Origin of the sequence: Rhizobium hidalgonense, from assembly GCF_005862185.2 — a bacterium.
Lineage (GTDB): Bacteria > Pseudomonadota > Alphaproteobacteria > Rhizobiales > Rhizobiaceae > Rhizobium > Rhizobium hidalgonense.
Genome location: NZ_CP054027.1, coordinates 3,127,553 through 3,151,880, shown reverse-complemented (window position 1 = coordinate 3,151,880; position 24,328 = coordinate 3,127,553). Strand labels below are relative to the sequence as shown.

30 protein-coding genes are annotated in these 24,328 nt (G+C 62.7%); 19 read left to right on the top strand and 11 right to left on the bottom strand.

Annotation, left to right across the window (positions count from 1 at the left end; all coding sequences use genetic code 11):
* Nucleotides 1–7 precede the first annotated feature (7 nt).
* Nucleotides 8–1,219 carry an MFS transporter gene (locus FFM81_RS15270; RefSeq protein ID WP_138384735.1) on the bottom strand — a complete coding sequence of 404 codons (1,212 nt, stop codon included), beginning with the start codon at nt 1,217–1,219 and terminating at the stop codon, nt 8–10.
* Between the two features lie 213 nt (nt 1,220–1,432).
* Here FFM81_RS15270 and FFM81_RS15265 point away from each other — a divergent pair, with 213 nt between their 5' ends.
* Complete coding sequence (locus FFM81_RS15265) at nt 1,433–1,579, top strand: hypothetical protein (RefSeq protein ID WP_173883789.1); 147 nt, start codon at nt 1,433–1,435, stop codon at nt 1,577–1,579.
* Between the two features lie 68 nt (nt 1,580–1,647).
* Nucleotides 1,648–2,655, top strand: coding sequence for an asparaginase (locus tag FFM81_RS15260; protein ID WP_138384736.1), 1,008 nt, complete (start codon nt 1,648–1,650; stop codon nt 2,653–2,655).
* A 74-nt stretch (nt 2,656–2,729) separates the two neighbouring features.
* On the opposite strand, the gene FFM81_RS15255 is transcribed toward FFM81_RS15260, so the two are convergent.
* Complete coding sequence (locus FFM81_RS15255) at nt 2,730–3,485, bottom strand: DeoR/GlpR family DNA-binding transcription regulator (protein WP_138384737.1); 756 nt, start codon at nt 3,483–3,485, stop codon at nt 2,730–2,732.
* Nucleotides 3,486–3,625: 140 nt separating this feature from the next.
* Between FFM81_RS15255 and FFM81_RS15250 the strand changes: the two genes are divergently transcribed.
* A complete protein-coding gene (locus tag FFM81_RS15250; protein ID WP_025415626.1) occupies nt 3,626–3,982 on the top strand; it encodes a hypothetical protein in 357 nt (118 codons plus the stop codon).
* 265 nt (nt 3,983–4,247) lie between these two features.
* Entirely contained in the window at nt 4,248–4,868 is a 621-nt protein-coding gene (locus FFM81_RS15245) for a glutathione S-transferase family protein (protein ID WP_097537225.1), read from the top strand.
* A 76-nt stretch (nt 4,869–4,944) separates the two neighbouring features.
* Here the strand turns inward: FFM81_RS15245 and FFM81_RS15240 are convergent, their stop codons facing one another.
* On the bottom strand, nt 4,945–5,613 hold the full coding sequence (locus tag FFM81_RS15240) for a glutathione S-transferase family protein (protein ID WP_138384738.1): 669 nt from the start codon (nt 5,611–5,613) through the stop codon (nt 4,945–4,947).
* Nucleotides 5,614–5,727: 114 nt separating this feature from the next.
* Nucleotides 5,728–6,093 carry a hypothetical protein gene (locus FFM81_RS15235; protein ID WP_128398658.1) on the bottom strand — a complete coding sequence of 122 codons (366 nt, stop codon included), beginning with the start codon at nt 6,091–6,093 and terminating at the stop codon, nt 5,728–5,730.
* On the opposite strand from FFM81_RS15235, the gene FFM81_RS15230 reads away from it, so the two are divergent.
* A complete protein-coding gene (locus FFM81_RS15230) occupies nt 6,065–6,583 on the top strand; it encodes a GNAT family N-acetyltransferase (RefSeq protein WP_138384739.1) in 519 nt (172 codons plus the stop codon). The genes FFM81_RS15235 and FFM81_RS15230 overlap by 29 nt on opposite strands.
* Here the strand turns inward: FFM81_RS15230 and FFM81_RS15225 are convergent.
* Together FFM81_RS15225 and FFM81_RS15220 are read right to left on the bottom strand one after the other, a co-directional pair.
* Nucleotides 6,568–6,933 carry an MmcQ/YjbR family DNA-binding protein gene (locus FFM81_RS15225; protein ID WP_097537227.1) on the bottom strand — a complete coding sequence of 122 codons (366 nt, stop codon included), beginning with the start codon at nt 6,931–6,933 and terminating at the stop codon, nt 6,568–6,570. The genes FFM81_RS15230 and FFM81_RS15225 overlap by 16 nt on opposite strands.
* A 39-nt stretch (nt 6,934–6,972) precedes the next feature.
* On the bottom strand, nt 6,973–7,167 hold the full coding sequence (locus tag FFM81_RS15220; RefSeq protein WP_025415631.1) for a hypothetical protein: 195 nt from the start codon (nt 7,165–7,167) through the stop codon (nt 6,973–6,975).
* Nucleotides 7,168–7,346: 179 nt separating this feature from the next.
* On the opposite strand from FFM81_RS15220, the gene FFM81_RS15215 reads away from it, so the two are divergent.
* Nucleotides 7,347–8,243 carry a LysR substrate-binding domain-containing protein gene (locus tag FFM81_RS15215; protein WP_025415632.1) on the top strand — a complete coding sequence of 299 codons (897 nt, stop codon included), beginning with the start codon at nt 7,347–7,349 and terminating at the stop codon, nt 8,241–8,243.
* A gap of 1 nt (nt 8,244) precedes the next feature.
* On the opposite strand, the gene FFM81_RS15210 is transcribed toward FFM81_RS15215, so the two are convergent.
* Complete coding sequence (locus FFM81_RS15210; protein WP_138384740.1) at nt 8,245–8,910, bottom strand: glutathione S-transferase family protein; 666 nt, start codon at nt 8,908–8,910, stop codon at nt 8,245–8,247.
* A gap of 99 nt (nt 8,911–9,009) precedes the next feature.
* Complete coding sequence (locus FFM81_RS15205; protein WP_025415634.1) at nt 9,010–10,380, bottom strand: TIGR03808 family TAT-translocated repetitive protein; 1,371 nt, start codon at nt 10,378–10,380, stop codon at nt 9,010–9,012.
* A gap of 246 nt (nt 10,381–10,626) precedes the next feature.
* Between FFM81_RS15205 and FFM81_RS15200 the strand changes: the two genes are divergently transcribed.
* Nucleotides 10,627–12,933, top strand: coding sequence for a sensor domain-containing protein (locus tag FFM81_RS15200; protein ID WP_138384741.1), 2,307 nt, complete (start codon nt 10,627–10,629; stop codon nt 12,931–12,933).
* Here FFM81_RS15200 and FFM81_RS15195 read toward each other — a convergent pair.
* The gene (locus FFM81_RS15195; protein WP_246401104.1) at nt 12,831–13,781 is read right to left on the bottom strand and encodes a glycerophosphodiester phosphodiesterase family protein; all 951 of its coding nucleotides are present in this window, start codon (nt 13,779–13,781) and stop codon (nt 12,831–12,833) included. The genes FFM81_RS15200 and FFM81_RS15195 overlap by 103 nt on opposite strands.
* Before the next feature lie 116 nt (nt 13,782–13,897).
* Here FFM81_RS15195 and FFM81_RS15190 point away from each other — a divergent pair, with 116 nt between their 5' ends.
* From FFM81_RS15190 to FFM81_RS15140, 11 genes are all read left to right on the top strand, one after another.
* Nucleotides 13,898–14,701, top strand: coding sequence for an alpha/beta fold hydrolase (locus FFM81_RS15190; RefSeq protein ID WP_138384742.1), 804 nt, complete (start codon nt 13,898–13,900; stop codon nt 14,699–14,701).
* 48 nt (nt 14,702–14,749) lie between these two features.
* Nucleotides 14,750–15,760, top strand: coding sequence for a ligase-associated DNA damage response exonuclease (locus FFM81_RS15185; protein ID WP_003569544.1), 1,011 nt, complete (start codon nt 14,750–14,752; stop codon nt 15,758–15,760).
* Between the two features lie 273 nt (nt 15,761–16,033).
* Nucleotides 16,034–17,659, top strand: a complete 1,626-nt coding sequence (locus FFM81_RS15180; protein WP_138384743.1) for a cisplatin damage response ATP-dependent DNA ligase — start codon at nt 16,034–16,036, stop codon at nt 17,657–17,659.
* Nucleotides 17,660–17,778: 119 nt separating this feature from the next.
* Nucleotides 17,779–18,699, top strand: coding sequence for an alpha/beta hydrolase family protein (locus FFM81_RS15175; RefSeq protein ID WP_003569540.1), 921 nt, complete (start codon nt 17,779–17,781; stop codon nt 18,697–18,699).
* A 64-nt stretch (nt 18,700–18,763) separates the two neighbouring features.
* On the top strand, nt 18,764–18,973 hold the full coding sequence (locus tag FFM81_RS15170; RefSeq protein WP_025415639.1) for a hypothetical protein: 210 nt from the start codon (nt 18,764–18,766) through the stop codon (nt 18,971–18,973).
* A 135-nt stretch (nt 18,974–19,108) separates the two neighbouring features.
* On the top strand, nt 19,109–19,915 hold the full coding sequence (locus FFM81_RS15165) for a L,D-transpeptidase (RefSeq protein WP_037092441.1): 807 nt from the start codon (nt 19,109–19,111) through the stop codon (nt 19,913–19,915).
* 174 nt (nt 19,916–20,089) lie between these two features.
* Nucleotides 20,090–20,824: a L,D-transpeptidase family protein gene (locus tag FFM81_RS15160; protein ID WP_138384744.1), complete on the top strand. Its 735-nt coding sequence runs from the start codon at nt 20,090–20,092 to the stop codon at nt 20,822–20,824.
* 260 nt (nt 20,825–21,084) lie between these two features.
* Nucleotides 21,085–21,294: a cold-shock protein gene (locus tag FFM81_RS15155; RefSeq protein WP_003546468.1), complete on the top strand. Its 210-nt coding sequence runs from the start codon at nt 21,085–21,087 to the stop codon at nt 21,292–21,294.
* Nucleotides 21,295–21,486: 192 nt separating this feature from the next.
* A complete protein-coding gene (locus FFM81_RS15150) occupies nt 21,487–21,771 on the top strand; it encodes a hypothetical protein (RefSeq protein WP_003569535.1) in 285 nt (94 codons plus the stop codon).
* A gap of 55 nt (nt 21,772–21,826) precedes the next feature.
* Nucleotides 21,827–22,063, top strand: a complete 237-nt coding sequence (gene rpsU, locus FFM81_RS15145; RefSeq protein ID WP_003569533.1) for a 30S ribosomal protein S21 — start codon at nt 21,827–21,829, stop codon at nt 22,061–22,063.
* 80 nt (nt 22,064–22,143) lie between these two features.
* Entirely contained in the window at nt 22,144–22,377 is a 234-nt protein-coding gene (locus FFM81_RS15140) for a hypothetical protein (RefSeq protein WP_003569530.1), read from the top strand.
* A gap of 42 nt (nt 22,378–22,419) precedes the next feature.
* Here FFM81_RS15140 and FFM81_RS15135 read toward each other — a convergent pair whose 3' ends face one another.
* Nucleotides 22,420–22,905 carry a MarR family winged helix-turn-helix transcriptional regulator gene (locus FFM81_RS15135; protein WP_037092439.1) on the bottom strand — a complete coding sequence of 162 codons (486 nt, stop codon included), beginning with the start codon at nt 22,903–22,905 and terminating at the stop codon, nt 22,420–22,422.
* 124 nt (nt 22,906–23,029) lie between these two features.
* On the opposite strand from FFM81_RS15135, the gene FFM81_RS15130 reads away from it, so the two are divergent.
* The gene (locus tag FFM81_RS15130; RefSeq protein WP_003569525.1) at nt 23,030–23,452 is read left to right on the top strand and encodes an organic hydroperoxide resistance protein; all 423 of its coding nucleotides are present in this window, start codon (nt 23,030–23,032) and stop codon (nt 23,450–23,452) included.
* Nucleotides 23,453–23,740: 288 nt separating this feature from the next.
* Here the strand turns inward: FFM81_RS15130 and FFM81_RS15125 are convergent, their stop codons facing one another.
* Nucleotides 23,741–24,256 (bottom strand): MarR family winged helix-turn-helix transcriptional regulator, encoded by a 516-nt coding sequence (locus FFM81_RS15125; RefSeq protein ID WP_003569523.1) that lies wholly within the window; start codon nt 24,254–24,256, stop codon nt 23,741–23,743.
* Nucleotides 24,257–24,328 lie beyond the last annotated feature (72 nt).

Sequence of the window (24,328 nt, the reverse complement as noted above, 5' to 3'; positions counted from 1 at the left end):
CCGCACCTTACGCCGGCTGCCGCGCCTGCCGTCGGCTGCTTTCGAGATAGAGCAAGACCCCGACCGATGCGAGGCCTGCGGCGGCGCCGACGAAAGCGGTGCCGGAATAGTCGCTGACCGATGTGCCGAAGGCGAAGAGCCCGGCGGCGATGCCGGTGCCGATGAAGGTGTTGAGCGAGATCAGCGAGGTTCCAAGCCCCGGCCGGTCGGCGATCAGGTCCTGCAGATAGGTGATCGGCACGCTGAGGATTGCCGCCGCCCCGCCGGCATTGAGAAGAAGCAGCGCATAGATGTGCCAGGGCGCCGAGGCAAAGCCCAGCAACAGCAGATAGGCGCAGTAGATCAGCGCGCCGAAGGCGAGCACATGCACGGTGCGGAACCGCCGTTGCGCCATGCCCCACATCATCATGAACGGCATCTCGAGAAGGGCCGTCAGCCCGGCGATGAAGCCGACATCGACCACGGTTCCGCCGGCCGCATGGGTGATGATCAGCGGCAGCAGCATGCTGTTCAGCCGCTGCAGTCCGAAAAGCAGCGCCATGACGATAACGCGGACCAGCACATAGGGCATGAAGATCCGTTTCAGCGACGCAAGGAAACCGACGGGATCGGGAGCACGGCCGGCCGTGCCGTTTCCGGGGGCGAAGAAGAAATATAGGCAGAAGCAGGTGAGGCTTGCGAAGGCCGCGATACCATAGGCCGGCGTCATCGACGGCGAATTGACGAGATAGAGGCCGATCAGCCCTGGAGCCAGCGCCCATGAGCCGGAAAAAAGCGCCCGCACCGTTGCCGTGACCGCCGCTCCCTGGCCGCGATCCATCTGGTTGGTCCTGGCGCGCAGGCTGGCAAACAGCAGCGAATAGGTGGAATTGCTCATCGGCACCAGCAACAGCGTCGAGACGATGAAGACGGCAGGGTTGTGAAAGATCGCGATCGACCCGAAGCCGAGCATGCCGGCGACCGAAAGCCCCAGCACCAGCGGCCGCCGCTCCTTCAGCCTGTCGGACCAGATGCCGAGCGTCAGGCTGGTGGTGACGTTGACGATCGCCGAGAAGAAGATCAGCGACGAATAGGTGCCGTTGCTAAGGCCGAGTTCGTTGATCCCGATGATCGACTGATAGGGCGCGGTCGAGGCATAGGTGAAGGCGAGCGCGATGAGGGTCACGGTTGGAATGCGGATCCTGTTGTCGCCAAGGATCAAGGAAAATGTGGAGGGCATGGTGCGGTTCCTGATGCACCACTCTTAGCGGCATCGGACACATCAGAGAAACGATAGTTTTCGATCGGCGGCGTCAATTCTTGTGATGAGTATCGAGATGATGCGGTTGTTCGACGGAGCATGCATGGTCGAGCAGATCGCATGTATTCCAGGCTCAAGGCCTGGAATGACGGAGGGTGGGGCTCAACAGGCAGGAAGCGCGATGGGGAGAGCTTGACCAAGGTAGGCGCAACCACCTGCTGCTCCGCCGCACGTCGCTTGCTGCAGACGCTTACCCCACTCTCCGTCGTGCTCGGCCTTGAGCCGAGCATCCACGACACATCAACCAGCGGTCGTCGCCCGAATTCCGGCGTCACCTAAACCCCGTTGGCTTTCGCGTCGCGACGCGTTATGCCTGCCGCATCCCGCCAGCATCCGGATAAGAACCAATGACCAATCCCGTCACCGTCGAAGTTACCCGCGGCCTGCTCGTCGAAAGCCGCCATCGCGGCGCGGTGGCCGTTGTCGATGGTGATGGCAAGCTCGTCTTTTCGCTGGGTGACATCGAGGCCGCCGTCTTCCCGCGCTCGGCCTGCAAGGCGATGCAGGCGTTGCCGCTGATCGAGAGCGGTGCGGCCGACGCCTATGGCTTCGGCGACAAGGAATTGGCGCTTGCCTGCGCTTCGCACAATGGCGAGGACGAACACGTGGCGCTTGCCGCTTCCATGCTATCGCGGGCCGGCCGAAATGCCGAAGCGCTGGAATGCGGCGCCCATTGGTCGATGAGCCAGAAGGTCCTGATCCATCAGGTCCGCACGCTCGATGTGCCGACCGCGCTGCACAACAATTGCTCGGGAAAACATGCCGGCTTCATCTGCGCCTGCTGCCATAGGGATATCGATCCGAAGGGTTATGTCGGCTACCAGCACCCGCTGCAGGTCGAAATCCGCGCGGTGATGGAAAGCCTGACCGGCGCCGTGCTCGGCGCCGAGAGCTGCGGCACCGACGGCTGCTCCATTCCGACCTATGCCGTGCCGCTCAAGAGCCTTGCCCACGGCTTCGCCAAAATGGCGACCGGGGTCGGCCTGGAGCCCTTGCGCGCCAAAGCATCCCGCCGCCTGATCGATGCCTGCATGGCCGAGCCCTTCTATGTTGCCGGCACCGGCCGCGCCTGCACGGAGCTGATGCAGATCGCCCCCGGCCGCATCTTCGTTAAAACAGGCGCCGAGGGCGTCTTCTGCGCCGCGATCCCGGAAAAGGGCATCGCCGTCGCGCTGAAATGCGAGGATGGCGCCACCCGCGCCGCCGAAGCCATGGTGGCTGCGACACTCGCCCGTTTCTTTGAGACTGAGAGTGAGGTGCATGCCGCACTGATGGGCTTTGCCGCCACCTCGATGCGCAATTGGAATGGCATCCATGTCGGCGATATCAGGGCCACTTCCGCCCTGACCACATAAGCAGGGGGCTGAATTCGCCGGTGACGTGACCATGGTTCCCGCATGCCGCAAGGGCAGGGCGGCCAGCAGCACCGTCACGCCACAGCGATCGTGCCATTGAGATCGCGATAAGGTTTCAGCCGCTCGGCCGGCATCTCAGCTGGCACGATCAGCCCCGCCACTTCGGATATACCGAGCACCGGGCAGGGCGAGACGAGGTCGAACTTCTCCTCCGTCAGCAGCACATGCGTTTCGGCCGAGCAGCCGGCAATATGGCGTTTGATCGCCGCTTCCTCGAAATCGCCGGTGGAAAGCCCGTGCACCGGATGGGCGGCCGTGACGCCGAGGAAGAACAGGTCGGGGCGCAGCTGCGAGATCGCTGCAACTGCTACTGCCCCCGTTGCCACCATCGAATGTTTGTAAAGTCGCCCGCCGGTGAGGATCACCTCGGCAGCCGGGTGGTGTTCCAGCTCGGCGGCGATCGTCGGGCTATGGGTGGCGACGGTGAGCGGGATGTCGCGCGGCAAGTGCCGGGCGATCTCGGCCGTCGTCGTGCCGCCGTCGAGAAAGATCATCTGCCCCGGCCTGATCATCGCCGCCGCCTTCGCCCCGAGCCGCGCCTTGATTTCCGACGAGACGCTGCGCCGCGCGGTGAAATCCGGCAGATCGGGCGAAAGCGGCATCGCCCCGCCATGCACGCGTTTTAGCAGCCCCTCCGCGGCCATCTCGCGCAAATCGCGCCGGATCGTGTCTTCCGAAAGCGAGAAATCCTCGGCGACGCGCTTGGCGATCACCTGGCCGTCACGGCGCAGGATGTCGAGAATCAGGGCCTTGCGTTGCGTCGTCAACATGCTCTCTCCGCACGAAATTGAACGAGATGGCATGATCTTGCACGAATTGACTCGACATTCAAGAAATATCGTGCATTTTCACGACATCCCGTGCATGAGGCCGGGATGTGCCCGCGCATGAAGCGGAGATGGAGTGGATCATGTTGATTTTAATTGCCGGGCCCTACAGGTCGGGAACGGGCGACGACCCGGAGAAGATGGCCGCCAACCTGCAGCGGCTGGAGGAACCCTCGCATAAGCTCTTTGCTGCCGGCCACGTGCCGATGATCGGCGAATGGGTGGCGCTGCCGATCTGGCAGGCCGCTGGCGGCAAGTCGGTCGGCGATGCGCTCTACGAAGAGATCTTCCACCCGGTCGCCGGCCGGCTGCTGCAGCTCTGCGAGGGCGTGCTGCGGCTGCCGGGCGACTCCAAGGGCGCCGACAACGACGTGCGCATCGCCAGGGAACGCGGCATCCCGGTCTGGCACCGGCTGGAGGATGTGCCGGGTTGCAGCTGAGCAGCGGACCCGAGGCTGCCCCTCACCCTAGCCCTTTCCCCGTAAAACGGAGAGGGGACGTACCCAGCGCGAGATCTGCGGGGAACCGAGAGGACGCGGCATGTTCCCTTCTGCCCGTAAAACGGGGAGAGGTGGCGGCAGCCGGATGAGGGGCTGCCGCACGGCACGCCGATCATTGTCCGGCTGCCGAAAGGCGAGGCAATCTCCCCGGTTCCGCCGCACGCCTCCCTGCGCTATACCAACTCCCGAAAGGGAGACGAGAACCATGCTGACATTGTATTACGCGCCGGGAACCTGCGCACTCGCAAGCCTGATTGCCCTGGAAGAATCGGGGCTCGCCTTCGAAACGCGCAAGCTCACCTTTGCCAATGGCGAGCAGCGTTCGCCGGACTATCTGCAGATCAATCCGAAGGGCCGGGTGCCGGCGCTGGTCACCGATCGCGGCGTGCTGACGGAAACGCCGGCGATCCTCGGCTTTATTGCAGAAAGCGCGCCGGGCGCCAAACTGGCGCCGCTCGGCGATGCCTTCGAAATGGCGCGGCTGCAGTCCTTCAACAGCTATCTATGCTCGACCGTGCATGTGAACCATGCCCATCGCCCGCGCGGCTCCCGCTGGGCCGACGAGCCGGCGGCACTCGAGGCGATGAAGGCCAAGGTACCGCAGAATATGGCTGACTGCTTCACGCTGATCGAAGAGAAGATGTTCGAAGGCCCGTGGGTGATGGGCGAGACCTACTCGCTCGCCGATCCCTATCTCTTCGTCATGACCGACTGGCTGCCATCCGACGGCGTCGATCCCACCCGCTTCGCAAAGGTCACCGACCACCACGCCCGCATGCTGCAGCGCCCCGCCGTCCAGCGGGCGCTGGCTTACGATCGGGGCTGATGCTTCGCTCGGGCCGGAACGGGCTAGGTAGGGACGGTATCCGAATTGGCGGCCCGCGGCTTGGGGTCACAACTGTCTAAGTAACCGGCCCTTTGTCAGCGGCCGATGCGGCGGTGAACACGGCCAGCTGGGCCGCGAAAGCGCGCTGATAGGCCGGTCGGGCTTCGCCGCGGGCCACATAGGCGCCAAGGTTCGGATATTCCTCCAATAGACCCGATGCTCGCGCCCTAAGGAGCACCGTCACCATCAGCAAGTCGCCGGCGCTGAACGCACCATCGAGCCAGTCGGCATCGCCAAGGCGAGTGGAAAGGCTCCCCAGCCGTTTGCGGATGCTGTCATCGAGGACGCTGAGGCGCCTCTCGTACCAGGGTTCGTCGCGCTCGAGGATGGTGGCGAGGCTGCGCTCGAAGATCGGTGACTCCACTGTATTAAGCGCGGCAAACATCCACGTGACAGCGCGCGCCCGGGCATTCGCATCCTCCGGCAGCAGGCCCGCATGGCGCTCGGCGATATGAAACACGATCGCTCCGGACTCGAACAGAGCGAGATCGCCTTCTTCATAGGTCGGAATCTGCCCGAAAGGATGAAGCGCCAGATGCGCGGGCTCCTTCATCGTCTTGAACGAAACGAGACGAACCTCGTAGGGCTGCCCCGCTTCTTCGAGCGCCCAGCGAACGCGCATGTCGCGCGCCAGACCTCGGCCGCGATCGGGCGAGCGTTCAAAGGCGGTAATGGTAATCGTCATCGCTTCCTCCCTATAGATTTATCCTCAGATCGATGCCGATTTAAGGCGTCATGTGGCTTGAAGACGGCCGGCGAAACGCGATTCCGACACGATGCTCGCGATAATCTTCGCGGGTCAGATTAGATTCAGTTTCACAAGCCCTCCGATTGTCGGCAGATCCTCCAGCCATTGCAATTGTGAACGCCAAATCAGCCGATCTGCAAAGCCTGGACAAACATCTAGCTCCGCTTCAGTATCGATCCACACAAGCTCTTCCGAAGCCATGTGTTTAACAGGAGAATGCCTTTGTTTGCCGTCGCAAAACACCCAGAACGCACCGGCCGGGGCGGACGAGACAGGCACGGCTTCCGCTAGCCAAACAGTTCCTGCAAAAATGCGCAGCGGTTTGCGCGCGGAATCTGGAATAAATGCTCTGATCTCGCTGCTCGGCCTTGAGCGCCAAAGCTGGCGCATGTCCAATGTCGAGAAGAATATGATCATCGAATTGTCTGCTTATGATTTCGACGCGTTGCTGAAAGGCTTCGTGCCCGCAAATATCCGCCTGGTTTCCGATAGCGTCGTCGCGCCGCCGCAGATTCTGGAGATGCTGGCGAGGATCGCCGCCGAGATCGGCGCCAAGTTTACCCCGTCGGCCTGGATGATTGTCGAGGCGGGTGAGATCGTCGGGCTATGCTCCGTCGTTCGCACACCCGAGAACGGCGAAATCCACATCGGCTATGGGGTAGCGCCCAGCCGTGAGCGGCGTGGATGCGCGACGCGGGCGATAGGCGAGCTGCTCGAATGGGCGCGGAAGGACCCGCGGGTGAGGCTGCTTTCCGCCGAGACCGGGGTGGAAAACATCGGCTCCCAGCGTGTCCTCGAACGCAACGGATTCATCCGCACCGGCGAGCGCATCGATCCCGAAGACGGTCTGGTGATCTGCTGGCAGGCATCTGCCGATGAGCAGGTGCCGGCCTATAATCGGGGCTGATGTCCAAACCGCGCGGCAAGCTTCTTCGGCGCCCGCCTCAGCCAGGCGCCGATCAACCGCAACCGCAATTCCTCGTCGCCGATCATGGCCGCACGCACCGGCAGATACGGCCAGCCGACATAATGGTCGGTCTGGAAGTAGATGTCGGGCGCCATTTCTAGCAGACGATCCTTGTCGTCGAGCGAAATCGAAATCACGATCGTCTCGGCGTTCTTGATCGCCACGAAGCTCTTGCCGGCGACCTTCAGAGCCGGGTTGCCATAGGAGGTGCTTTCCTCGACATCGGCCAGGCCGGCTTCGGCCACCAGCCGTTTCAGCCGTTCAAAGGTCGCATCGACGTCACCGGCCATTGTTCCCGCCTTTCCACGCGGGCGAAATCTAGCATGAATTCACGCGCATTTCGCCAGCGGCGGCTTCCCCTCGGCAAGAAAACCGGTCTCAGCACCCAGCGGCAGATCGGCGATTTCGCGCAGCGACATGCGCTCGACCTCGGGATGCCTCAGCGGGTCGTCTTTCCAGGTTGGAGCGATGTCGACACCGCCCATGGCAAGGGTTGGCTTCAAGAAATACTTCAGCAACGACATGGCATGCCTCGCTTTCTCCAACGGTGCGGGATCGTGACCGCAGGCGGCTGACGCCGATTTGTTCCATCCCAGCTTCGCTGACGGTCAGCGTTCAAGCGGGATTGCCGATGCTTGCAATGTCGGCTTCTGCAGGCGGATTTTCAATTGAGATTACGGCGGCGCTGCTATAGAAAAACTATATGAAGAACCTCAATTCCGTCCATCTCAACGGCCTGCGGGCGCTGGAGGCCGTTGGTCGTCTCGGCTCGCTGCAGGCAGCCGCCGACGAGCTCGGCGTCTCGGTCGGCGCCGTCAGCCAGCAGGTCATCAAGACCGAAGCCCAACTCGGCCAGGTGATGTTCGAGCGCACCGCCCGGGGAATGATCGCCACCGAAGCCGGCCGGCCGGTGCTCCTGGCGCTCGACGAGGGTTTTGCCCGTCTTTCCGCAGCGGTGTCGATCGCAAACCGCAAGGACGACACGATCCTGACCATTTCGGTGGCGCCGGTTTTCGCTGCCCGCTGGCTGGTTTGCCGCCTCGATCGTTTCGCCGAGCGTCACCCCGACATCAAGCTGCGGCTCGATGCAACCAGCAACCTCGTCAATCCAGCCCTTTGCGACGTCGATATCGGCATCCGAGTCGGTGCCGGCAAATGGCCTGACGTGAAAGCCGAACTGTTGCTGGAGCAGGAGGTCTTTCCCGTCTGTTCGCCCGAGATGGCGGCGCAATTGAAAGAGCCTGCCGATATCCTCGCTTTGCCGGCGATCATCGATGGCCCTGCCATGTTCACCTGGGAAGTCTGGATGCGCGAGGCGGGGCTGTCAGGCGCGACGCTTGCGACGCGCCACGTTTTCAACGATGCCTCGCTCTGTCTCGATGCGGCGATCGCCGGCCAGGGCGTCATGCTTGCTTGGCAGACCCTTGCCGCCTTCGCGCTCGCCGAAGGCCGGCTAGCGGCGCCCTTCGGCATTCGCGCGCGCACCGGCTTCGGTCACTACTTCGTTACTGCCGAAGGCACGCGCGAACCGAAGAAGGTCAAGGATTTCAAGGCTTGGATCCGCGAGGAAATGGCCGGCACATTGACCCTTTTCCGGTAACTCACACCTCGATCGGTTCCCTGGCTCGGCTTGCCTGCATTGCCTTATAGCCGGCGCGTGACTGGCAGTGTTCGATCCAGCCCTTGACGTTCGGATGCGCATCGAACAGCGCCGCCTCGCTCTGGGCGTAGCGCAGCACCTCGGCAATGTTAAGATCGGCGACGGTGAAGCGATCGCCGACGATCCACTGCCGGCCGGCAAGGTGGCTTTCGAGAGCCGCAAACGGCCGGCGCAATGCGCGGCAGGCGACGGCAATCACCTGCTTGCCCTCATCGCTGTTTTCGAGGCCGTTATCATAGGTCAGGACGATTTTGACCGTCTCCGGTTCGACCTGCGCGGCGGCCCAGACGGTCCACATGGTCAGCAATCCGTCTTCTTCGACGGTTTGACCGGAAAGCGGCCCGCCTTGTTTGCGGGCGAGGTAGCGATTGATCGCCAGCGATTCGTGCATGGCGAACTCGCCGTCCTTGATGCTGGGGATCTGCGCCATCGGGTTGACGGCAGCGAAATCGGAGGATTGCGTATTGAGTGGCGCTTCTGCTGCCAGCGGGTCTGCGAGCCGCCTTGCCTGCAGCACCGGCACCGAGCGGAATTCGAGCCCGAGCTCCTCCGCCATCCAGTAGACGCGCGATGCCCGCGATCGATAGACCCCGTAGATTGTCAGCATTTCTTATCCCCTCGATGCAACTGCCGGGCAGGGTAGAGGCCGCAGCGGCTGCGGAAAAGTCCTTGCCGCTGATGGGACGATAAAAGCTTTTGATACCCGTCAGGAGATGCGGTTTCGCTCGACGGTCAGCTGTTTGTAAGGCGCGCCGCCGCCCGCCATCTCGTCCGACACTTTCTTTTCCCATTGGAAGCCGAGAACGGCGCCTTCGGCAGTTTCCTGGAAGACGTTGTCGGTAATGACGGCGGTGCCTGCGCCATCGGCGACCGAAACGGCGCATCCCACAGGCGCCTGGCGCACCACATTGCCGCTGACGACGACATTCCGGAGATAGGGACCCCAGCCGATCTGCATGCCCCAGCGCGGTGCGCCTTCGATCACATTGCCCGAGATCAGCGTATCGGCCTCTGCCGCAATACCGATGCCGAAGCCGACCTCGTGCTTGTAGGGGCCTTTCAGTGTCAGGTTTCGCACGACGTTGCCGATGACGGTCGCCAGCCTGCCGCCCTCGTCGAAATTGGCGATCGAGATGCCGTTCGCCGCCCCGTCGATCATGTTGGCGGAAACGACGGCGCCCTCGAAGGCGAATTCGACATAGATCGCCGTCTCGCCGGAGCGCCGGCACTGGTTGTTGCTGATCTGGATGTCCGAGGCCGAATTGGCGCGGATCGCCGTAAAGGCGCAGTCGGAAATGTGGTTGTTCACCACCATCACGCCGTCGGCGCGGAAAATGTTGATGCCATTGCCGTTCTGGCCGGTGCCGCCGTCATTGGCGCGGATGTTGGAGATGCGGTTGCCGGAAACCACCGTGCCGTCCTCTGCCTTGTTCCAGCGATGCACCAGGATGCCGCCATTGCCGCAATCGGTGATCGTATTTCCTGTGACCGACAGATTGGCGGAATCGACCGCATAAAGCCCGGCCTGGGCCGCACCCGAAATGCGGCTGCGTTCGATCCGCCCGCCGCAGCGCTCCAACTGCAATCCGTGTTTGCGGCTGCCGCCGATCTCGCAATTGTCGATCAGCACCTCGTCGACGCCGGTAAATTGGACGAGCCCGCCGGCATAATCGCCGAGCCAGCGGTTGCCGCCGTCGATGACGAGGTTGGAAAGCTCGATGCGGCGCAGGTTCTCCGCAGAGAAGAGGTGACCTTCGCCGGTGTAGACGATGCGCGAGGCGCCGGGCACGCCAGTGATGCGGGTATTGTCGGGCAGGGTGAGATTGGAAACCTTGTAGGTGCCAGGCGGCAGGTAGACCGGCACGTTTTCGCGCGCCGCCTGTTCGATCATCTGCTGCAGGTTGCGGGTCTTGCGGTCGCCACTTTCGGGAATGGCGCGATATTCCACCGCGCCGATTGCGCCGCGCAGATCCGGTTGCCCGGCAGCCGCCAGCGGCGCAGCAATCGCGCGCGGCGCTGAACCTCCCGCAACCGCCGCGGCTGCGAGAAAGAAAAGCATGTCGCGGCGTGACGGCATTCCGAATTCTCTGCTCATAGCGCCTCGGTAGCACAAAACGTGCCAGACGCGCCTGTCTCTTTCTGGCGCAGGCGGCCGGAATTGCGGTTGTAGCCCCCGCCAAGGGCAGGATATCGCCGCCGATCTTGTCGCCTTGTTCACCCTTTCATTTAAGCAAGCCGAAGGGAATGGGGACTACTTTGAAGGGAATATTATGCGGTGATTGTGCGGGGTGTGGGCCTTCGGCCCACCGGGGAGAATGGCAGCATGTACGAACCGAGTGCCAGGCGATGGGAATCGACCGATGCCCTGTCGGCCGAAACGCGGCGGATCGTCGCCGCGACGGAGGCGATGATGGCCTCGACCGCCCATCACCTCTCCGACGGCATCGAGAACCTGCGCCTCAAGGCAATCGTCCACGAACTTCCGGATTTCCTCTATGTCAAGGATCGTGACAGCCGCTTCGTCTTCGCCAACGCCGTCACCGCCAGCAGCCTCGGCCTGGAGAGCGCTGCGCTGATCACCGGAAAACGTGATTTCGATCTGTTCGATTTCGAGACGGCGCGCCACCATTTCGATATCGAGCAACAGATCATGGCGACGGGGCAAGCCTGCATCGATATGGAGGAAAGCTATGTCCTTCCCGGAGGAAAAAGGCCGATATGCCGGCTGACCTCGAAGATACCGCTGCGCAACGATCGCGGCGAGGTCGTCGGCCTGATCGGCGTTTCCCGTGATATCACCGAACGCAAGCGCCAGGAGGATCTCCATCGCGAGCAGGCGAACCTGCTCGAAATGATCGCCCGCAACGAGCCGCTGCCGATGATCCTCGAGGCGCTGGTGCTGATGATCGAGGCGCAACTGACAGGCATCGACGGATCGGTGCTGCTGCTGAACGGCGAGGGCACCAGGCTTTATCACGGCGCTGCCCCCAACCTGCCTGGCGGCTACAGCCGGCTGATCGACGGCGTTACCATCGGTCCCAAGGTCGGCTCCTGCGGCACCGCCGCCTGGCGTGGCCAGACGGTGATCGTCGAGGACGTGATGAGCGATCCGCTGTGGGAGGATTTTCGCGCGCTGGTCGCGCCCTTCGGCTTCCGTTCCTGCTGGTCGACCCCGATCGCCACCTCTGAGAATAATGTGCTCGGCACTTTCGCCCTCTATTCCAGGGAAGTCCGCCGCCCGACGGAGCATGAGATGAAGCTGGTGGCGCTCGCCACCCACATTGCCGGCATCGCCATCGAGCGCAAACGTGTCGACGATCGCATCCATTTCATGGCCCATCACGACGATCTTACCGGCCTGCCGAACCGCGCCTTCCTGAAGGAGCGGCTGGCCAATATCCTCGACCAGGCCCGGCGCCACACCCGCAAGGTCACCGTCGCCTATATCGACCTCGACAATTTCAAGGACATCAACGACGGCCGCGGCCATGCCGCCGGCGACGAGGTGCTGAAAGAGATCGCCGCCCGCATGGCCAACAGCGTCCGGGCCTCCGATATGGTGGTGCGTCTCGGCGGCGACGAATTCCTCGTGGTGCTCGTTCACCAGTCGAGCCACGATGCCGGCATCACGCGCCGCCTGCGCGAGCTGCAGAAGGCGATCAACCGGCCGATCCCCAGCGATGGCGGCGAAATCGCCGTTACCTCGAGCATCGGCGTTGCCGCCTTCCCCTTCGACGGCGCGACCTCGGAAGAGCTTCTCGCCAATGCCGACCGCGCCATGTATCGCGCCAAGGAGCTCGGCCGCAACACCTTGCAGCATTACGATGGCGGTGGCACGCCGGTGGGAATGCCGCTCGGCGAACAGGAAGAACTGCACCAGGCGATCACCGGCGACCAGCTGTTCCTGCAATATCAGCCGCAGGTCGATGTCGCCAGCGGCCGCATCACCGGCATCGAGGCTCTGGTGCGCTGGAACCATCCGGCCAAGGGCAGGGTGCCACCTATCAATTTCATCCCGCTCGCCGAAGAGACCGGCCTCATCGTTCCCCTCGGCCTCTGGGTGCTGAACGAGGCCTGCCGCCAGGCCCGCCACTGGCAGGATATGGGCCTGCCGCCGCTGACCGTCGCCGTCAATGTTTCGGCCAAGCAGTTCGCCGATCTGGATTTTGCGAGCCACGTCGCCGAGGCGCTGGAGCGCCATCGCCTGCAGTCGCGCTGGCTGGAGCTGGAGGTCACCGAAAGCGTGGTGATGCAGGATGCCGAACGGGCCCTTGCCATGATGGAACAGCTGCGGGCGCTCGGCGTTCGGCTGTCGATCGACGATTTCGGCTCCGGCTATTCGAGCCTCGCGGCGCTGAAGACCTTCCCCTTCGACCGGCTGAAGATGGACCGTTCGCTGGTCGAGGCGCTGCCGGGCGACAAAACCGCCGTCGCCATCGCCTCGGCGGTGATTTCGCTGGCGCAGACGCTGAAGCTTTCGGTTCTCGCCGAGGGTGTGGAAACCGACGCCCAGATGGATTTCCTGCGTCACGCGCGTTGCGAAGAGGCGCAAGGTTTCCGCTTCTCCAAGCCCGTCTCTCCGGAGGAGATCCCGGCATTGCTGCGGGCGCGCGGCCTACTGCCGCGATAGGGGCCGAGCACGAAGACCTCGGTTCCGGCATTCTGCATCCGGTTGAGAAAACGGTCTGGCCAGCCCCAGAGCCATGGCGCAATGTTGATCGGCACCAGCATCATCGCGTGTTTGCAGGCATCCGGCAGCACGCCGGTCCAGCCATAGCCGATATAGCCGGTGAGGCAGCCTTTCAGGCTCTTGCGCGAGGCGGTCTTGATCTCGGGCACCAGCCGACGGATGACATCGATCGGCTCGTCGCCGCCATAGACGATGATGTCGGCCCGCCGTGTGGCCGGAAGCCCGTTGAGCACGGCGGCGAGTTTTTCGCCCTCGGAAGGATCGCGGCTCTTGACGTTGATGAGGAAGCGCCGATCCGGAAAGGTCGAAAGCGCCTCGGCCAGCGTCGGCATCATGCCGACACCGCGGCCGCGAAAGGGAAAGGTCTTGCCGCCATCGGCGGTATAACCGTAGCCGATGTCGAGCTTGCGCATGTCAGCCATCGAATGCTCGCGGGTGACCCCGTGCCCGTCGGTGCGGCAGTCGAGCGTCCAGTCGTGAAAGACGGCGAATGCGCCGTCTGTCGTCGGATGCACGTCGATCTCGACAATATCGGCGCCGGCTGCAAAGCCTGCCTGCATCGAGCGGATGGTATTCTCGAGATAATCATGTTTCGGCGTCAGCATGCGGGCGGCCGTGCAGGTGTCGTTCTTCAGATCGGTCTCGTCGAACCGCTGGGCAATGCCGCGATGGGCAAGCAGCACAGGCTTTCCTGGACGATGCTCGGCGAGCAGGCTGGTGTTGTTGAGATAGATGCCGGCCGCGGCGAGCGCGATTGCCCCGGCGCAATAAAAAAGCTTCCTGCCCAATGTCGCCCCTCCTGGTTGCATAGATGGGCGCAACAGCTAGAAAGCGATTCTGGTTGTTCTTGGGCTGTTTTCAGGCTTTTCTACGCCGGAGTCTATTCCAAGGAGAAGATGCCGCTATGGAACCGCACGACGACGAGCTCATCCGTTTCGAAGAACACGGCGCGGCCGCCTTGCCGCCGGCTTCTGTTGAAGGCCATGTCGGACGCGACGGCGCCCGCATCTGGTATGCGAGCTACGGGGCCGGCCCTGCCGTCATCCTGCTGCATGGCGGCCTCGGCCATAGCGGCAATTGGGGCTACCAGCTCCAGGCGCTTATCGACAGCGGCCGCCGCGTCGTGCTGATCGACAGCCGCGGCCATGGCCGCAGCACCCGCGATATCAGTCCCTATAGCTATGAGCTGATGGCCGCCGACGTCCTTGCGGTTATGGACGAATTGCATCTGGAAAAGGCAGCCTTCATCGGCTGGAGCGACGGCGCCTGCATCGCGCTGATCCTCTCCGCGACGGCGCCGTCACGTGTCGAGGGCGTCTTCTTCTTCGCCTGCAACATGGATCCGAGCGGCACGCTGGAATTCGTTCCGACGCCGGTCATCGACCGCTGTTTCAGCCGCCACGCCAAGGACTATGCGGCACTGTCGGCCACGCCGGACGATTTCAATTCCTTCGTCGAGGCGGTCAGCCTGATGATGCGCACGGAGCCGAACTATCAGGCCGCCGACCTCGGCCGCATCCACGTGCCGGTGGCAATCGTGCTCGGCGAGCACGACGAATTCATCAAGCCGGAGCATGCCGAATATCTTGCCCGCAGCATTCCGGACGCCGAGATGATATATCTCAGAGGCGTCAGCCATTTCGCGCCGCTGCAGCGGCCGGCCGAATTCAACGCCGCCGCGCTGTCCTTCCTCGACAGGCTCCCTTGATGATCGCGCCCACTGGCCTCGCGTCCATTCCCCGCTATCTCTAGCCTTATGAGACCTGATGCGCTGCTCTATCCCGCCCCCGAAGGGCTCTATTGTCCCGAGGGCGGCTTTTATGTCGATCCGGTGCGGCCTGTCGAACGGGCGCTCGTCACCCACGGCCATTCCGATCACGCCCGGCCGGGCCATGTGAACGTGCTGGCCACCCGCCAGACGCTCGAGATCATGCGCCTTCGTTACGGCGAGGGCTTCTGCGTCAGCGAGCAGGCTGCCGCCTTCGGCGAGGAACTGCTGATCAACGGCGTCAAGGTGAGCTTTCATCCGGCCGGCCACGTGCTCGGCTCGGCGCAGATCGCCATCGAGAAGAACGGTACCCGCATCGTCGTCTCCGGCGACTACAAGCGCCGCCCCGACCCGACCTGCGCCGCCTATGTGCCGGTCGCCTGCGATGTCTTCATCACCGAGGCGACCTTCGGCCTACCGGTCTTCCATCATCCCGACCCGATGGACGAGATCGGCAAGCTGCTGGCCTCGCTCCGGCAATTTCCCGAGCGCACCCATCTCGTCGGCGCCTATGCGCTCGGCAAGGCCCAGCGCGTCATCAGGCTCTTGCGCGATGCCGGTTATGCCGAACCGATCTATATCCACGGCGCCATGGAAAGGCTCTGCGACTATTATGTCGGCGAGGGCATTGATCTCGGCGAGCTGCTGCCGGCAACGATCGAAAGCCGTGACAAATCCGCCTTCAGGGGCGCGGTCGTCATCGGCCCGTCCTCGGCCTTCGCCGACCGCTGGGCCCGCCGCTTCAACGAGCCGTTACCGGCCTTCGCCTCCGGCTGGATGATGGTGCGCCAGCGCGCCAAACAGCTGGGCGTCGAACTGCCGCTCGTCATCTCAGATCATTGCGACTGGCCTGAACTGACCGAAACCATCCGCGAGCTGCACCCGGCCGAGGTCTGGGTGACTCATGGCCGCGAGGAGGCCTTGGTGCGCTGGTGCCAGCTGCAGGGCATAAAGGCGAAACCGTTGCATCTGGTGGGGTATGAGGATGAGGCGGATTGAGATGAGCTGCTTGCTGCGTGAAAACCCCTCTCTAGCCGACCTTGCCGCCACTTTGGAGATGGCAGCGACGCCCACCTCTCGGTCCCTCATTCCTGTCCTCGGACTTGATCCGAGGGATGTCACAGGAATCCAGCCACCGCGCGTCGGCGCGGTGAATGACTCATGCAACGTCAAAGAGTTTCCCGCGCCCAAGGACTTGGGCGCACTGGATTCCTGTGACGAGCGCCGGAATGAGGGAGCACGCATTGGGCCTCCCCAAGCCTGGTGGCCAACATGAAAGCCTTCGCCGACCTCCTCGACCGCCTGGTGCTGACCCCCAGCCGCAACGGCAAGCTGAAGCTGCTGACCGATTATTTCCGCGATACGCCCGACCCCGACCGCGGCTACGGCCTTGCCGCCATCGCTGGCACGCTGGAGGTGCGCAACGTCAAGCCCGCCATGCTGCGCGAACTGGTGCTGGAGCGCATGGACGAGGTGTTGTTCCGCTATTCCTACGATTATGTCGGCGATCTCGCCGAAACCATCTCGCTCGTCTGGGACAATGAGCGGGATATCGACCGCTCGGCCCTTTCCCAGCCGCGTCTCGGCGAGGTCGTCGCCGGCATGAATGCGCTCGGCCGCACCGAGGTGCGCAGCTACGTCCGCGACCTGCTCGACCGGCTGGATGCATCGGGCCGGTTCGCTTTCATCAAGCTGGCGACCGGCGCCATGCGCATCGGCGTTTCCGCCCGTCTTGCCAAACAGGCGCTGGCCGATCTCGGCGACAAGGACGTCACCGAGATCGAAACGCTCTGGCACGGCCTGCAGCCGCCCTACGAGACATTGTTCGAATGGCTGGCGGGCGGCGGCGAAAAGCCGGTGCTGGCCACACCGGCGATCTTCCATTCGGTCATGCTCGCCAATGCGGTGGAGGAGGGGGACCTTAACGCTCTCAATCCCGCCAATTATGCCGCCGAATGGAAATGGGACGGCATCCGCGTCCAGCTGTCCCGCTCCGGTGACAGGCGCAAGATCTATTCCCGCTCCGGCGACGATATTTCGGGCGCCTTTCCGGATGTCCTCGACGCGATCAATTTTTCCGGTGTCGTCGACGGCGAGCTGCTGGTCGGCGGCACTGCCCGCTCCAACAGCCCGACCCGCACCTTCTCCGACCTGCAGCAGCGCCTGAACCGCAAGACGGTGACGGCAAAGATGCTGGCCGACTACCCCGCCTTCATCCGCACCTATGACCTGCTCTTCGATGATGAGGAGGATGTTCGCGGCCGCAGCTATGTCGATCGCCGCGACCGGCTGGCCGAGATTATCGACCGCGCGCCCCACGACCGATTCGACCTCTCGCCGCTCGTGCCTTTTTCATCCTGGGACGAACTCGACCGTCTCCGCGCCGCGCCGCCCGCTCCGGTCATCGAAGGCGTGATGATCAAGCGGCGCGACAGCATCTATCAGGCCGGCCGGATGAAAGGCCCGTGGTTCAAATGGAAGCGCAATCCCTATAATGTCGATGCGGTGCTGATGTATGCCCAGCGCGGCCACGGCAAGCGCTCGAGCTACTATTCCGATTTCACCTTTGGCGTCTGGGCCGATGACGAGGACGGCGAACAGCTGGTGCCTGTGGGCAAGGCCTATTTCGGTTTCACCGATGCCGAGCTCGAGGTGCTCGACAAGTTCGTGCGCAACAATACCACCGAGCGTTTCGGGCCGGTGAGGGCGGTGCGCGCCGACAAGGATTTCGGCTTCGTCGTCGAAGTGGCCTTTGAAGGCATCAACCGCTCGAGTCGGCACAAATCCGGGGTCGCCATGCGCTTTCCCCGCATCGCCCGCCTTCGCCCCGACAAACCCACCTACGAGGCCGATCGGTTGCGCACGCTGATCGCCATGATCGACGCCAAGCCGGAGTAATCTCCGATCCCCCTGCGCAACAATGACGCAGTGCCAAAATTTCAATAGGATGTGTATTGGCGATGACGATCTTCCGGTGCAAATCTTGTGTGCCGGGAAAATGATTTGGGTGATGCGTTATGAGCTCGCATGAACAAAATTCCTTTTTCCGCCAACGCCGTGCCGTGCTGGCGGGTCTTGCCGGCGCACTGGTCCTGCCGCGGATGGCCGCCGCCTTCGATGTTCCGGATGAGCCGCGCCTTGCCAAGCACGACTACGCCAAGGCCCGCAGCCATTTCCGCACGAAGCTGTTGCAGAAGGGCCCGGCGCCCGACAAATACGAGCCGCTGACGGCACCTGCCGACGCCGACAAGATCTTCTATCGCTCCGGCTACGGCGAGCTCGAACTGGCCGCTTGGGTCTCGAAATACAAGCGCGAGCGCGCGGCCAAGCCGGCCGTGCTCTTTCTGCACGGCGGCAACGCCATAGGCACCGGCCATTGGCAATTGATGAAGCCCTATATGGATGCCGGTTACGTCGTGATGATGCCGTCGCTGCGCGGCGAAAACGGCCAGATGGGCAATTTCTCCGGCTTCTACGATGAGGTCGACGACGTACTTGCCGCCACCGAGCGCTTGGCACATCTGCCGGGCGTCGATCCCGGGCGCCTGTTCATCGCCGGTCATAGCATCGGCGGCACGCTGACCATGCTGACGGCGATGAGCACCCATAAATTCCGCGCCGCCGCGCCGATTTCCGGCAATCCCAACGCTTTCCGTTTCTTCAGCCGCTATCCCCAGGATATCCGCTTCGACGACAGCAACGCGCATGAATTCGAGGTGCGGTCAGCGCTGTGTTACGCCCACAGCTTCAAATGCCCGGTCCGTGTCGTCCACGGTACGGAAGAGGCGCATTTCAACGACCGCGCCGATCTGCTCGCCCGCCGCGCCCGCGCCGCCGGCATTCACATCGAGACCGACACCGTCGCCGGCAATCACACCTCGGCGCTGCCTGCCGAGATCGAACAGAGCATCCGCTTCTTCCACGGGGTGGCGGCCTGAGTTCCGCGTCCTCTAAACATCATTGTCGGATTGATGAATTTAGCGGAAGTTGTAGTTTCTGATCATGATTGGCAAAATACTTATCGTTGCCGCCGGCGTGACCTTTGCAGTTATGTTTTGGCTGATGCTTCAGCTCATTGCGGGCCGGCCCGACTTGCTGAAGATGACTCCGGCCGAGCATGGCTGGTATGCAAAGCGGATTTTACCGCTGATGCTCCTGTCTGCCGCGTTCACCACCGCAGGAGCTTTGGCTAAGCGGTGGGGATGGCCCTGAGGTGTGGCCGCTTTGGCTTCGGGCAACTTGATTAGCTCCCGGCTTTTCCTCCCCAACGCCAGCCTCGCGCCAGCCGCGCATGCCATCGTCGCGGCAGATATCGCTGTCTCGCCGATCGTTGATAAGGGTGGTTCCATGAATTTTCTGCGCCGGGTCTTCCCGATTGCCGGGCTCGTCATTGCAGCGGCGTCGCTGAGCGGCTGCAACATCCTCATTCCCGATGTCGCCGCCGATTCGCCCGCCCGTTTCGTCCAGGAAACCTCGCCGGTCTTCTATCAGCCGCCCGGCGTCGATCCGCGCCGGGTGCGGCCGATCCCCGATCAGCCGGTGCCGCAGACGCGTGAACTCTACAAGACCCAGTTCCATCAAACCTACGGCCTGCCGGTCAGCAATCCCGTGCACATGGCGATGTATGGCGCGGTGCGGGACGAGGATTTCACCCTGCCGGCGATCCCGGTCAGCCGAGTGCAGCCGCAGTTCCTGCGCCAGGAAGTCGATTACCAGACGACCGAGCGCCCCGGCACGGTGATCGTCGATACCAAGGCGCATTTCCTCTATTTCGTCGAAGGTAACGGCAAGGCGATGCGTTACGGCGTCGGCCTCGGCCGCGATGGTTACGCCTGGTCGGGCCGCGGCGTCATTCAGTGGAAGCAGAAATGGCCGCGCTGGACGCCGCCGATCGAGATGGTCTCGCGCCAGCCCGAGGTTCGTGCCTTTTCGGCTGAAAACGGCGGCATGAACCCGGGGCTGCAGAACCCGCTCGGCGCCCGCGCCATGTATATATTCCACGACGGCCAGGATACGCTCTATCGCATCCACGGCACGCCCGACTGGCAGTCGATCGGCAAGGCCACCTCGTCAGGTTGCGTGCGCATGCTGAACCAGGATGTCGTCGATCTCTATGACCGTCTTCCTGCCAAGGCGGAGATCGTTGTGATGTAGCGCTGCAACAGCGCTGCTGATATCGTTCGCTCAAGGCCGGACACGTCTGCGTGAAGCTATGGTTTATTTGGCGCAAGCCGATAGATCTTCTGATGTTGTTCTCGGCATCGGACGAATCGCCGCTCACGCGCGGTCTCGTCCGGCTCCCGCATCAGAGGAAATCAGTCCCGCGTCATGAGCTTCGATAGACATCTTTCCCGCCGCAGCTTTCTTTCCTTTTCGGCATTGACCGCAGCCTCCGCGCTCACCGGCTGCGCCTCGTCGGCCAATACGGTCACATCGGGCGATACCACGATCATCTACCGTTCGCCGATGCGCCTGTTCCAGTCGCCGGGGGCGTCGAGCGTGCCGAGTGGCGCAGAGCTTGCCGTCATGTACGGCCCTGTCGAGGATGGCGGCTTTCTCATCCCCGCCGTTCCCTATGAGCAGATCGATCCGCGCTATTATCGCCAGCGCGTCCTCGATCCCACCGGTCAGCCGCCCGGCACCATTATCGTCGATACACCGTCGCGCTTCCTCTATCTCGTCCAGGGTGACGGCATGGCGATGCGCTACGGCGTCGGCATCGGCCGCGAGGGTTTCGCCTGGCAGGGATCGGGTGTCATCCAGTGGCGTCAGAAATGGCCGCGCTGGAAGCCGCCGAACGAGATGGTCGCCCGCCAGCCGGAACTGGTCAAATATTCGATCGACAACGGCGGCATGGAGCCGGGCCTGAAGAACCCGCTCGGCGCCCGCGCTCTCTATATCTTCTCGAATGGCGAGGATACGCTCTACCGCCTGCACGGCAATCCCGACTGGCGCTCGATCGGTAAGGCCGTTTCATCGGGCTGCGTCAGGCTGATGAACCAGGACATCATCGATCTCTACGACCGCGTTCCGACAAAGGCGCCGATCGTCGTCTGGCAGTAAATGTCACCGAGGCAGCCGTCACCCGGCTGCCTCGGATCGATCCCTTTTCCCCCGGATAGCGGCCCATTTTGCGCTCGCGAGGGATTTATTTTTCAGAAAACCATTGCTTAATTCGCTAAATATCCTACATGGTGCGTATCGAATTGCTTGCGACCTTTGTCCACGCGCTGAAGCGCTCCGTCAGATATCCTCTCAACATCGATACGGCTTGTCGGACATTCTTCCGCAGGCGAACATAAACGGTTGAAAAGGAGATCGTTATGAATTCAGGCGTCGTCAAGTGGTTCAATGGCACCAAGGGTTTTGGCTTCATTCAGCCCGATGATGGTTCTACGGACGTTTTTGTCCACATCTCAGCGGTCGAACGCGCCGGCATGCGCGAGCTCGTTGAAGGTCAGAAGATCCGCTATGATCTCGTCCGCGACAAGAAGTCGGGCAAGAATTCGGCCGACAATCTTCAGGCCGCATGATTTGTCATTCGCCTGTGCTGACCAGATGCTGGCGGCGCGCTGACCACGGATGTACTGGCAGCGAGCTGACCTACTGGCAGAGAAATGGCTGAGTGACTGGAAGAGGTCGGGTGCCAACCCGGCCTTTTTGCTTTGATCGCCGGCCGTTGTGAAGGACCGGTTGAGCAGCCGAAGAAGTGAAGGAACGCTGAAATGGGCAGACCAAACTACCAGATCGGCGACATGATCGTGCTGAAATCGGGGCTCACCCGCACGGCGAAAGCCGATAAGCGGTGCCGGATTGCCAGCATCTTGCCCAATGACCACGGGCATGTGCAATATCGCGTCCAGTTCGATGCGGAGAATTTCGAGCGCCGCATCACCGAGGCCGACATAGATACCGGGGAATCGCCCTCCAGGGCGTCTCCCGAGGCGGTGGCCAAGTCCGGCGGCGCCGAGCCTTGGCTGAAGTTTTCGAGCATCCGGAAGGGCAAGTAGTCCCGCCGTTTTACTATCACAGCGCGGCTTCGCCGCCGAGAGGAAGGATATCGTTTTGCAGGTTCTCGTCAGGGATAACAACGTCGATCAAGCGCTCCGCGTGCTCAAGAAGAAGATGCAGCGCGAAGGCCTGTTCCGGGAAATGAAGGCACGCAGCGCCTTTGAAAAGCCGTCCGAGAAGCGCGCTCGCGAAAAGGCCGAGGCCATTCGCCGCCAGCGCAAGCTCGCCCGCAAGAAGCTGCAGCGCGAAGGCCTGCTGCCGGCGCCGAAGAAGGTTCTTCGCGCCCGCTGATATTGCAGCGCCGCGCGTCTTTTGAGACGCGCAAAGGCGTGGGCAGCCGCTCGCGCCACCATCACCTGAGAAAGGGGCACATGACCGCCACCAAGGGAGAATTCTTCAATCCCGCAAAGCTTTCCTCTCGCGACAAGGCTGAGGCGACCGATCACACGGCGCGCGCCATCATCGCGGCCGAGGCGTCGGCCCGTGACAAAAAGACGGAAAAGCTGAAGGCGTTGCGTCTGCAGCAGGAGGCCGAGGCAGCACCTGAAGCGGCGCCTGTAAAGAAACGCCGGTCACCGGCCAAGGCGGCTGTGAAACGGCCCTAAGCCTCGGGCGTACACCCTTTTAGGCGAACCAGGCCGATGCGGTCAGTCGCCGCCCGTGCCGGCCCGACCGAGATTGCCCCGCAGCCGATGCAGCATGTCGCGCATCGAAGCCATTTCCTCGAGCGTACAGCCTGCGGCTTGGCCGATCGCCGTCATGATCGTATCGATTTCTCCTTTCATCACGTCACCTCTCGGGGTCAGCGACACGATTACCTGGCGTTCGTCGCGCAAGTCGCGCAGGCGCTTGATCAGCCCGCTCTGCTCCAGCCGTTTCAACAGCGGCGACAGCGTGCCGGAATCGAGATCGAGCTGCTCGCCGATCGTTTTCACCGGCAGTTCGCCGCGCTCCCACAGCACCAGCATCACCAGATATTGCGGATATGTCAGGCCGACCTTGTCGAGGATCGGCTTGTAGGCGCGGGTGAAAGCATGCGCTGTCGCATAGACCGCGAAGCATAACTGCTTTTCCAGCCGCTTCTCCTCCTGCGGTATCTCCATCGTCTTTGTCTGCGCTTTCATATTCATCATCCCTGCGGCTGCGATTGTCTTCTTTTCGAATTCGAAATGCAATTTGCAAAATTCACTTGCGTACAAATTAATTGTGCAATATTAAAAGTCCAACCCGATCGAAGGGCCAACAAAGGAGATCGTCATGCCTATTCTCTATACGACCAAGGCCTCTGCCACCGGCGGCCGCGCCGGCCGCGCCGTTTCCGAAAACGGCGTTCTGGACGTAACGCTGACCGTTCCGAAGGAACTTGGCGGCGACGGCGCAACCGGCACCAATCCCGAGCAGCTTTTCGCTGCCGGCTACTCCGCCTGCTTCCTCGGTGCTTTGAAATTTGTCGCGGGCCAGCAGAAGGTCAAGATTCCGGAAGAAACGACGGTCTCCGCAAAAGTCGGCATCGGCCCGCGTGAAGATGGCACCGGCTTCGGCATCGAAGTCGCCTTGACGGTCAACATCCCCGGTCTCGACCGCGAAACCGCCGAAAAGCTCGCAGCTGCAGCCCATATCGTCTGCCCCTACAGCCACGCCATGCGCACCTCGACCGAAGTTCCGGTCACGGTCGCCTGATCACAGCAAATACGGGCGAAGCTGTCGTCGGTCAGCCCCTCATCCGGTTGCCGCCACCTTCTCCCCGCAGGCGGGGAGAAGGGGATATGCCGCAACCTGTCCGTTCCTCGCTGGCCTTTCGCAGGGCACGTCCCCTCTCCCCGTTTTACGGGGAGAGGGTTAGGGTGAGGGCCGCCATCGGCGCCAACCGGAAGCCGTGGCTTGCAGGACCATCCAGGCACACACTGCCGTGTATGGCGGAAACGGCGGCAGATTTCTCGAATATCCCAGAGCGACGTTCAACTCGCCCTATTCGCCCATTTCCCGTGCACCCTGACGCGGCCGGCTTGACGTCCCAGCAGATTTCGGCGGTTCACTCCCTGACAACGCCTGCAGATCCTGCCGCAGCCGCGCCGCACCGCCATCGGGTAGCCTGTCGTCGAGGGCCGCGTGTGTCTCTATCCAGATCGGCAGCGCCCGCGCCAGCACAGCCTTGCCTTCGGCGGTAAGGCTGAGCAGCCGGCCGCGCCTGTCCCTCGGGTTCTCCATCACCATCACCCAGCCCTTGCGCTGCAGCGGCTTCAGCGCCGCCGTCAGCGTCGTCTGGTCCATGGCGAGCAGGGCGGCAACCGGTCCCATCGGTGGCGGCTCCGGCCGGTTCAGCGACATCATCAGCGAAAACTGCCCGTTGGTCAGCCCGGCCGGCCGCAGCGCATCGTCGAACAGCCGGGCGAGCGCCCGCGCCGCCCGCTGCACATGCAGGCACAGGCAGGTGTCGCGCACCAGAAGCGTCGTGGAAAAGGGAATCTCGATCGAATTTGACATGCTCTATTTCTATTGATATCAATGTATTTAGTCAAGGAGAAGGAGATGAGCCGGCTTCACCGGCAGGCGCCG

Coding starts and splice junctions, on each gene's coding strand:
- FFM81_RS15270 (WP_138384735.1), bottom strand. CDS start 1,219: ATGCCCTCCACATTTTCCTTGATCCTTGGCGACAACAGGATCCGCATT.
- FFM81_RS15260 (WP_138384736.1), top strand. CDS start 1,648: ATGACCAATCCCGTCACCGTCGAAGTTACCCGCGGCCTGCTCGTCGAA.
- FFM81_RS15255 (WP_138384737.1), bottom strand. CDS start 3,485: ATGTTGACGACGCAACGCAAGGCCCTGATTCTCGACATCCTGCGCCGT.
- FFM81_RS15250 (WP_025415626.1), top strand. CDS start 3,626: ATGTTGATTTTAATTGCCGGGCCCTACAGGTCGGGAACGGGCGACGAC.
- FFM81_RS15245 (WP_097537225.1), top strand. CDS start 4,248: ATGCTGACATTGTATTACGCGCCGGGAACCTGCGCACTCGCAAGCCTG.
- FFM81_RS15240 (WP_138384738.1), bottom strand. CDS start 5,613: ATGACGATTACCATTACCGCCTTTGAACGCTCGCCCGATCGCGGCCGA.
- FFM81_RS15230 (WP_138384739.1), top strand. CDS start 6,065: ATGTCCAATGTCGAGAAGAATATGATCATCGAATTGTCTGCTTATGAT.
- FFM81_RS15235 (WP_128398658.1), bottom strand. CDS start 6,093: ATGATCATATTCTTCTCGACATTGGACATGCGCCAGCTTTGGCGCTCA.
- FFM81_RS15225 (WP_097537227.1), bottom strand. CDS start 6,933: ATGGCCGGTGACGTCGATGCGACCTTTGAACGGCTGAAACGGCTGGTG.
- FFM81_RS15220 (WP_025415631.1), bottom strand. CDS start 7,167: ATGTCGTTGCTGAAGTATTTCTTGAAGCCAACCCTTGCCATGGGCGGT.
- FFM81_RS15215 (WP_025415632.1), top strand. CDS start 7,347: ATGAAGAACCTCAATTCCGTCCATCTCAACGGCCTGCGGGCGCTGGAG.
- FFM81_RS15210 (WP_138384740.1), bottom strand. CDS start 8,910: ATGCTGACAATCTACGGGGTCTATCGATCGCGGGCATCGCGCGTCTAC.
- FFM81_RS15205 (WP_025415634.1), bottom strand. CDS start 10,380: ATGCCGTCACGCCGCGACATGCTTTTCTTTCTCGCAGCCGCGGCGGTT.
- FFM81_RS15200 (WP_138384741.1), top strand. CDS start 10,627: ATGTACGAACCGAGTGCCAGGCGATGGGAATCGACCGATGCCCTGTCG.
- FFM81_RS15190 (WP_138384742.1), top strand. CDS start 13,898: ATGGAACCGCACGACGACGAGCTCATCCGTTTCGAAGAACACGGCGCG.
- FFM81_RS15185 (WP_003569544.1), top strand. CDS start 14,750: ATGAGACCTGATGCGCTGCTCTATCCCGCCCCCGAAGGGCTCTATTGT.
- FFM81_RS15180 (WP_138384743.1), top strand. CDS start 16,034: ATGAAAGCCTTCGCCGACCTCCTCGACCGCCTGGTGCTGACCCCCAGC.
- FFM81_RS15175 (WP_003569540.1), top strand. CDS start 17,779: ATGAGCTCGCATGAACAAAATTCCTTTTTCCGCCAACGCCGTGCCGTG.
- FFM81_RS15170 (WP_025415639.1), top strand. CDS start 18,764: ATGATTGGCAAAATACTTATCGTTGCCGCCGGCGTGACCTTTGCAGTT.
- FFM81_RS15165 (WP_037092441.1), top strand. CDS start 19,109: ATGAATTTTCTGCGCCGGGTCTTCCCGATTGCCGGGCTCGTCATTGCA.
- FFM81_RS15160 (WP_138384744.1), top strand. CDS start 20,090: ATGAGCTTCGATAGACATCTTTCCCGCCGCAGCTTTCTTTCCTTTTCG.
- FFM81_RS15155 (WP_003546468.1), top strand. CDS start 21,085: ATGAATTCAGGCGTCGTCAAGTGGTTCAATGGCACCAAGGGTTTTGGC.
- FFM81_RS15150 (WP_003569535.1), top strand. CDS start 21,487: ATGGGCAGACCAAACTACCAGATCGGCGACATGATCGTGCTGAAATCG.
- FFM81_RS15140 (WP_003569530.1), top strand. CDS start 22,144: ATGACCGCCACCAAGGGAGAATTCTTCAATCCCGCAAAGCTTTCCTCT.
- FFM81_RS15135 (WP_037092439.1), bottom strand. CDS start 22,905: ATGATGAATATGAAAGCGCAGACAAAGACGATGGAGATACCGCAGGAG.
- FFM81_RS15130 (WP_003569525.1), top strand. CDS start 23,030: ATGCCTATTCTCTATACGACCAAGGCCTCTGCCACCGGCGGCCGCGCC.
- FFM81_RS15125 (WP_003569523.1), bottom strand. CDS start 24,256: ATGTCAAATTCGATCGAGATTCCCTTTTCCACGACGCTTCTGGTGCGC.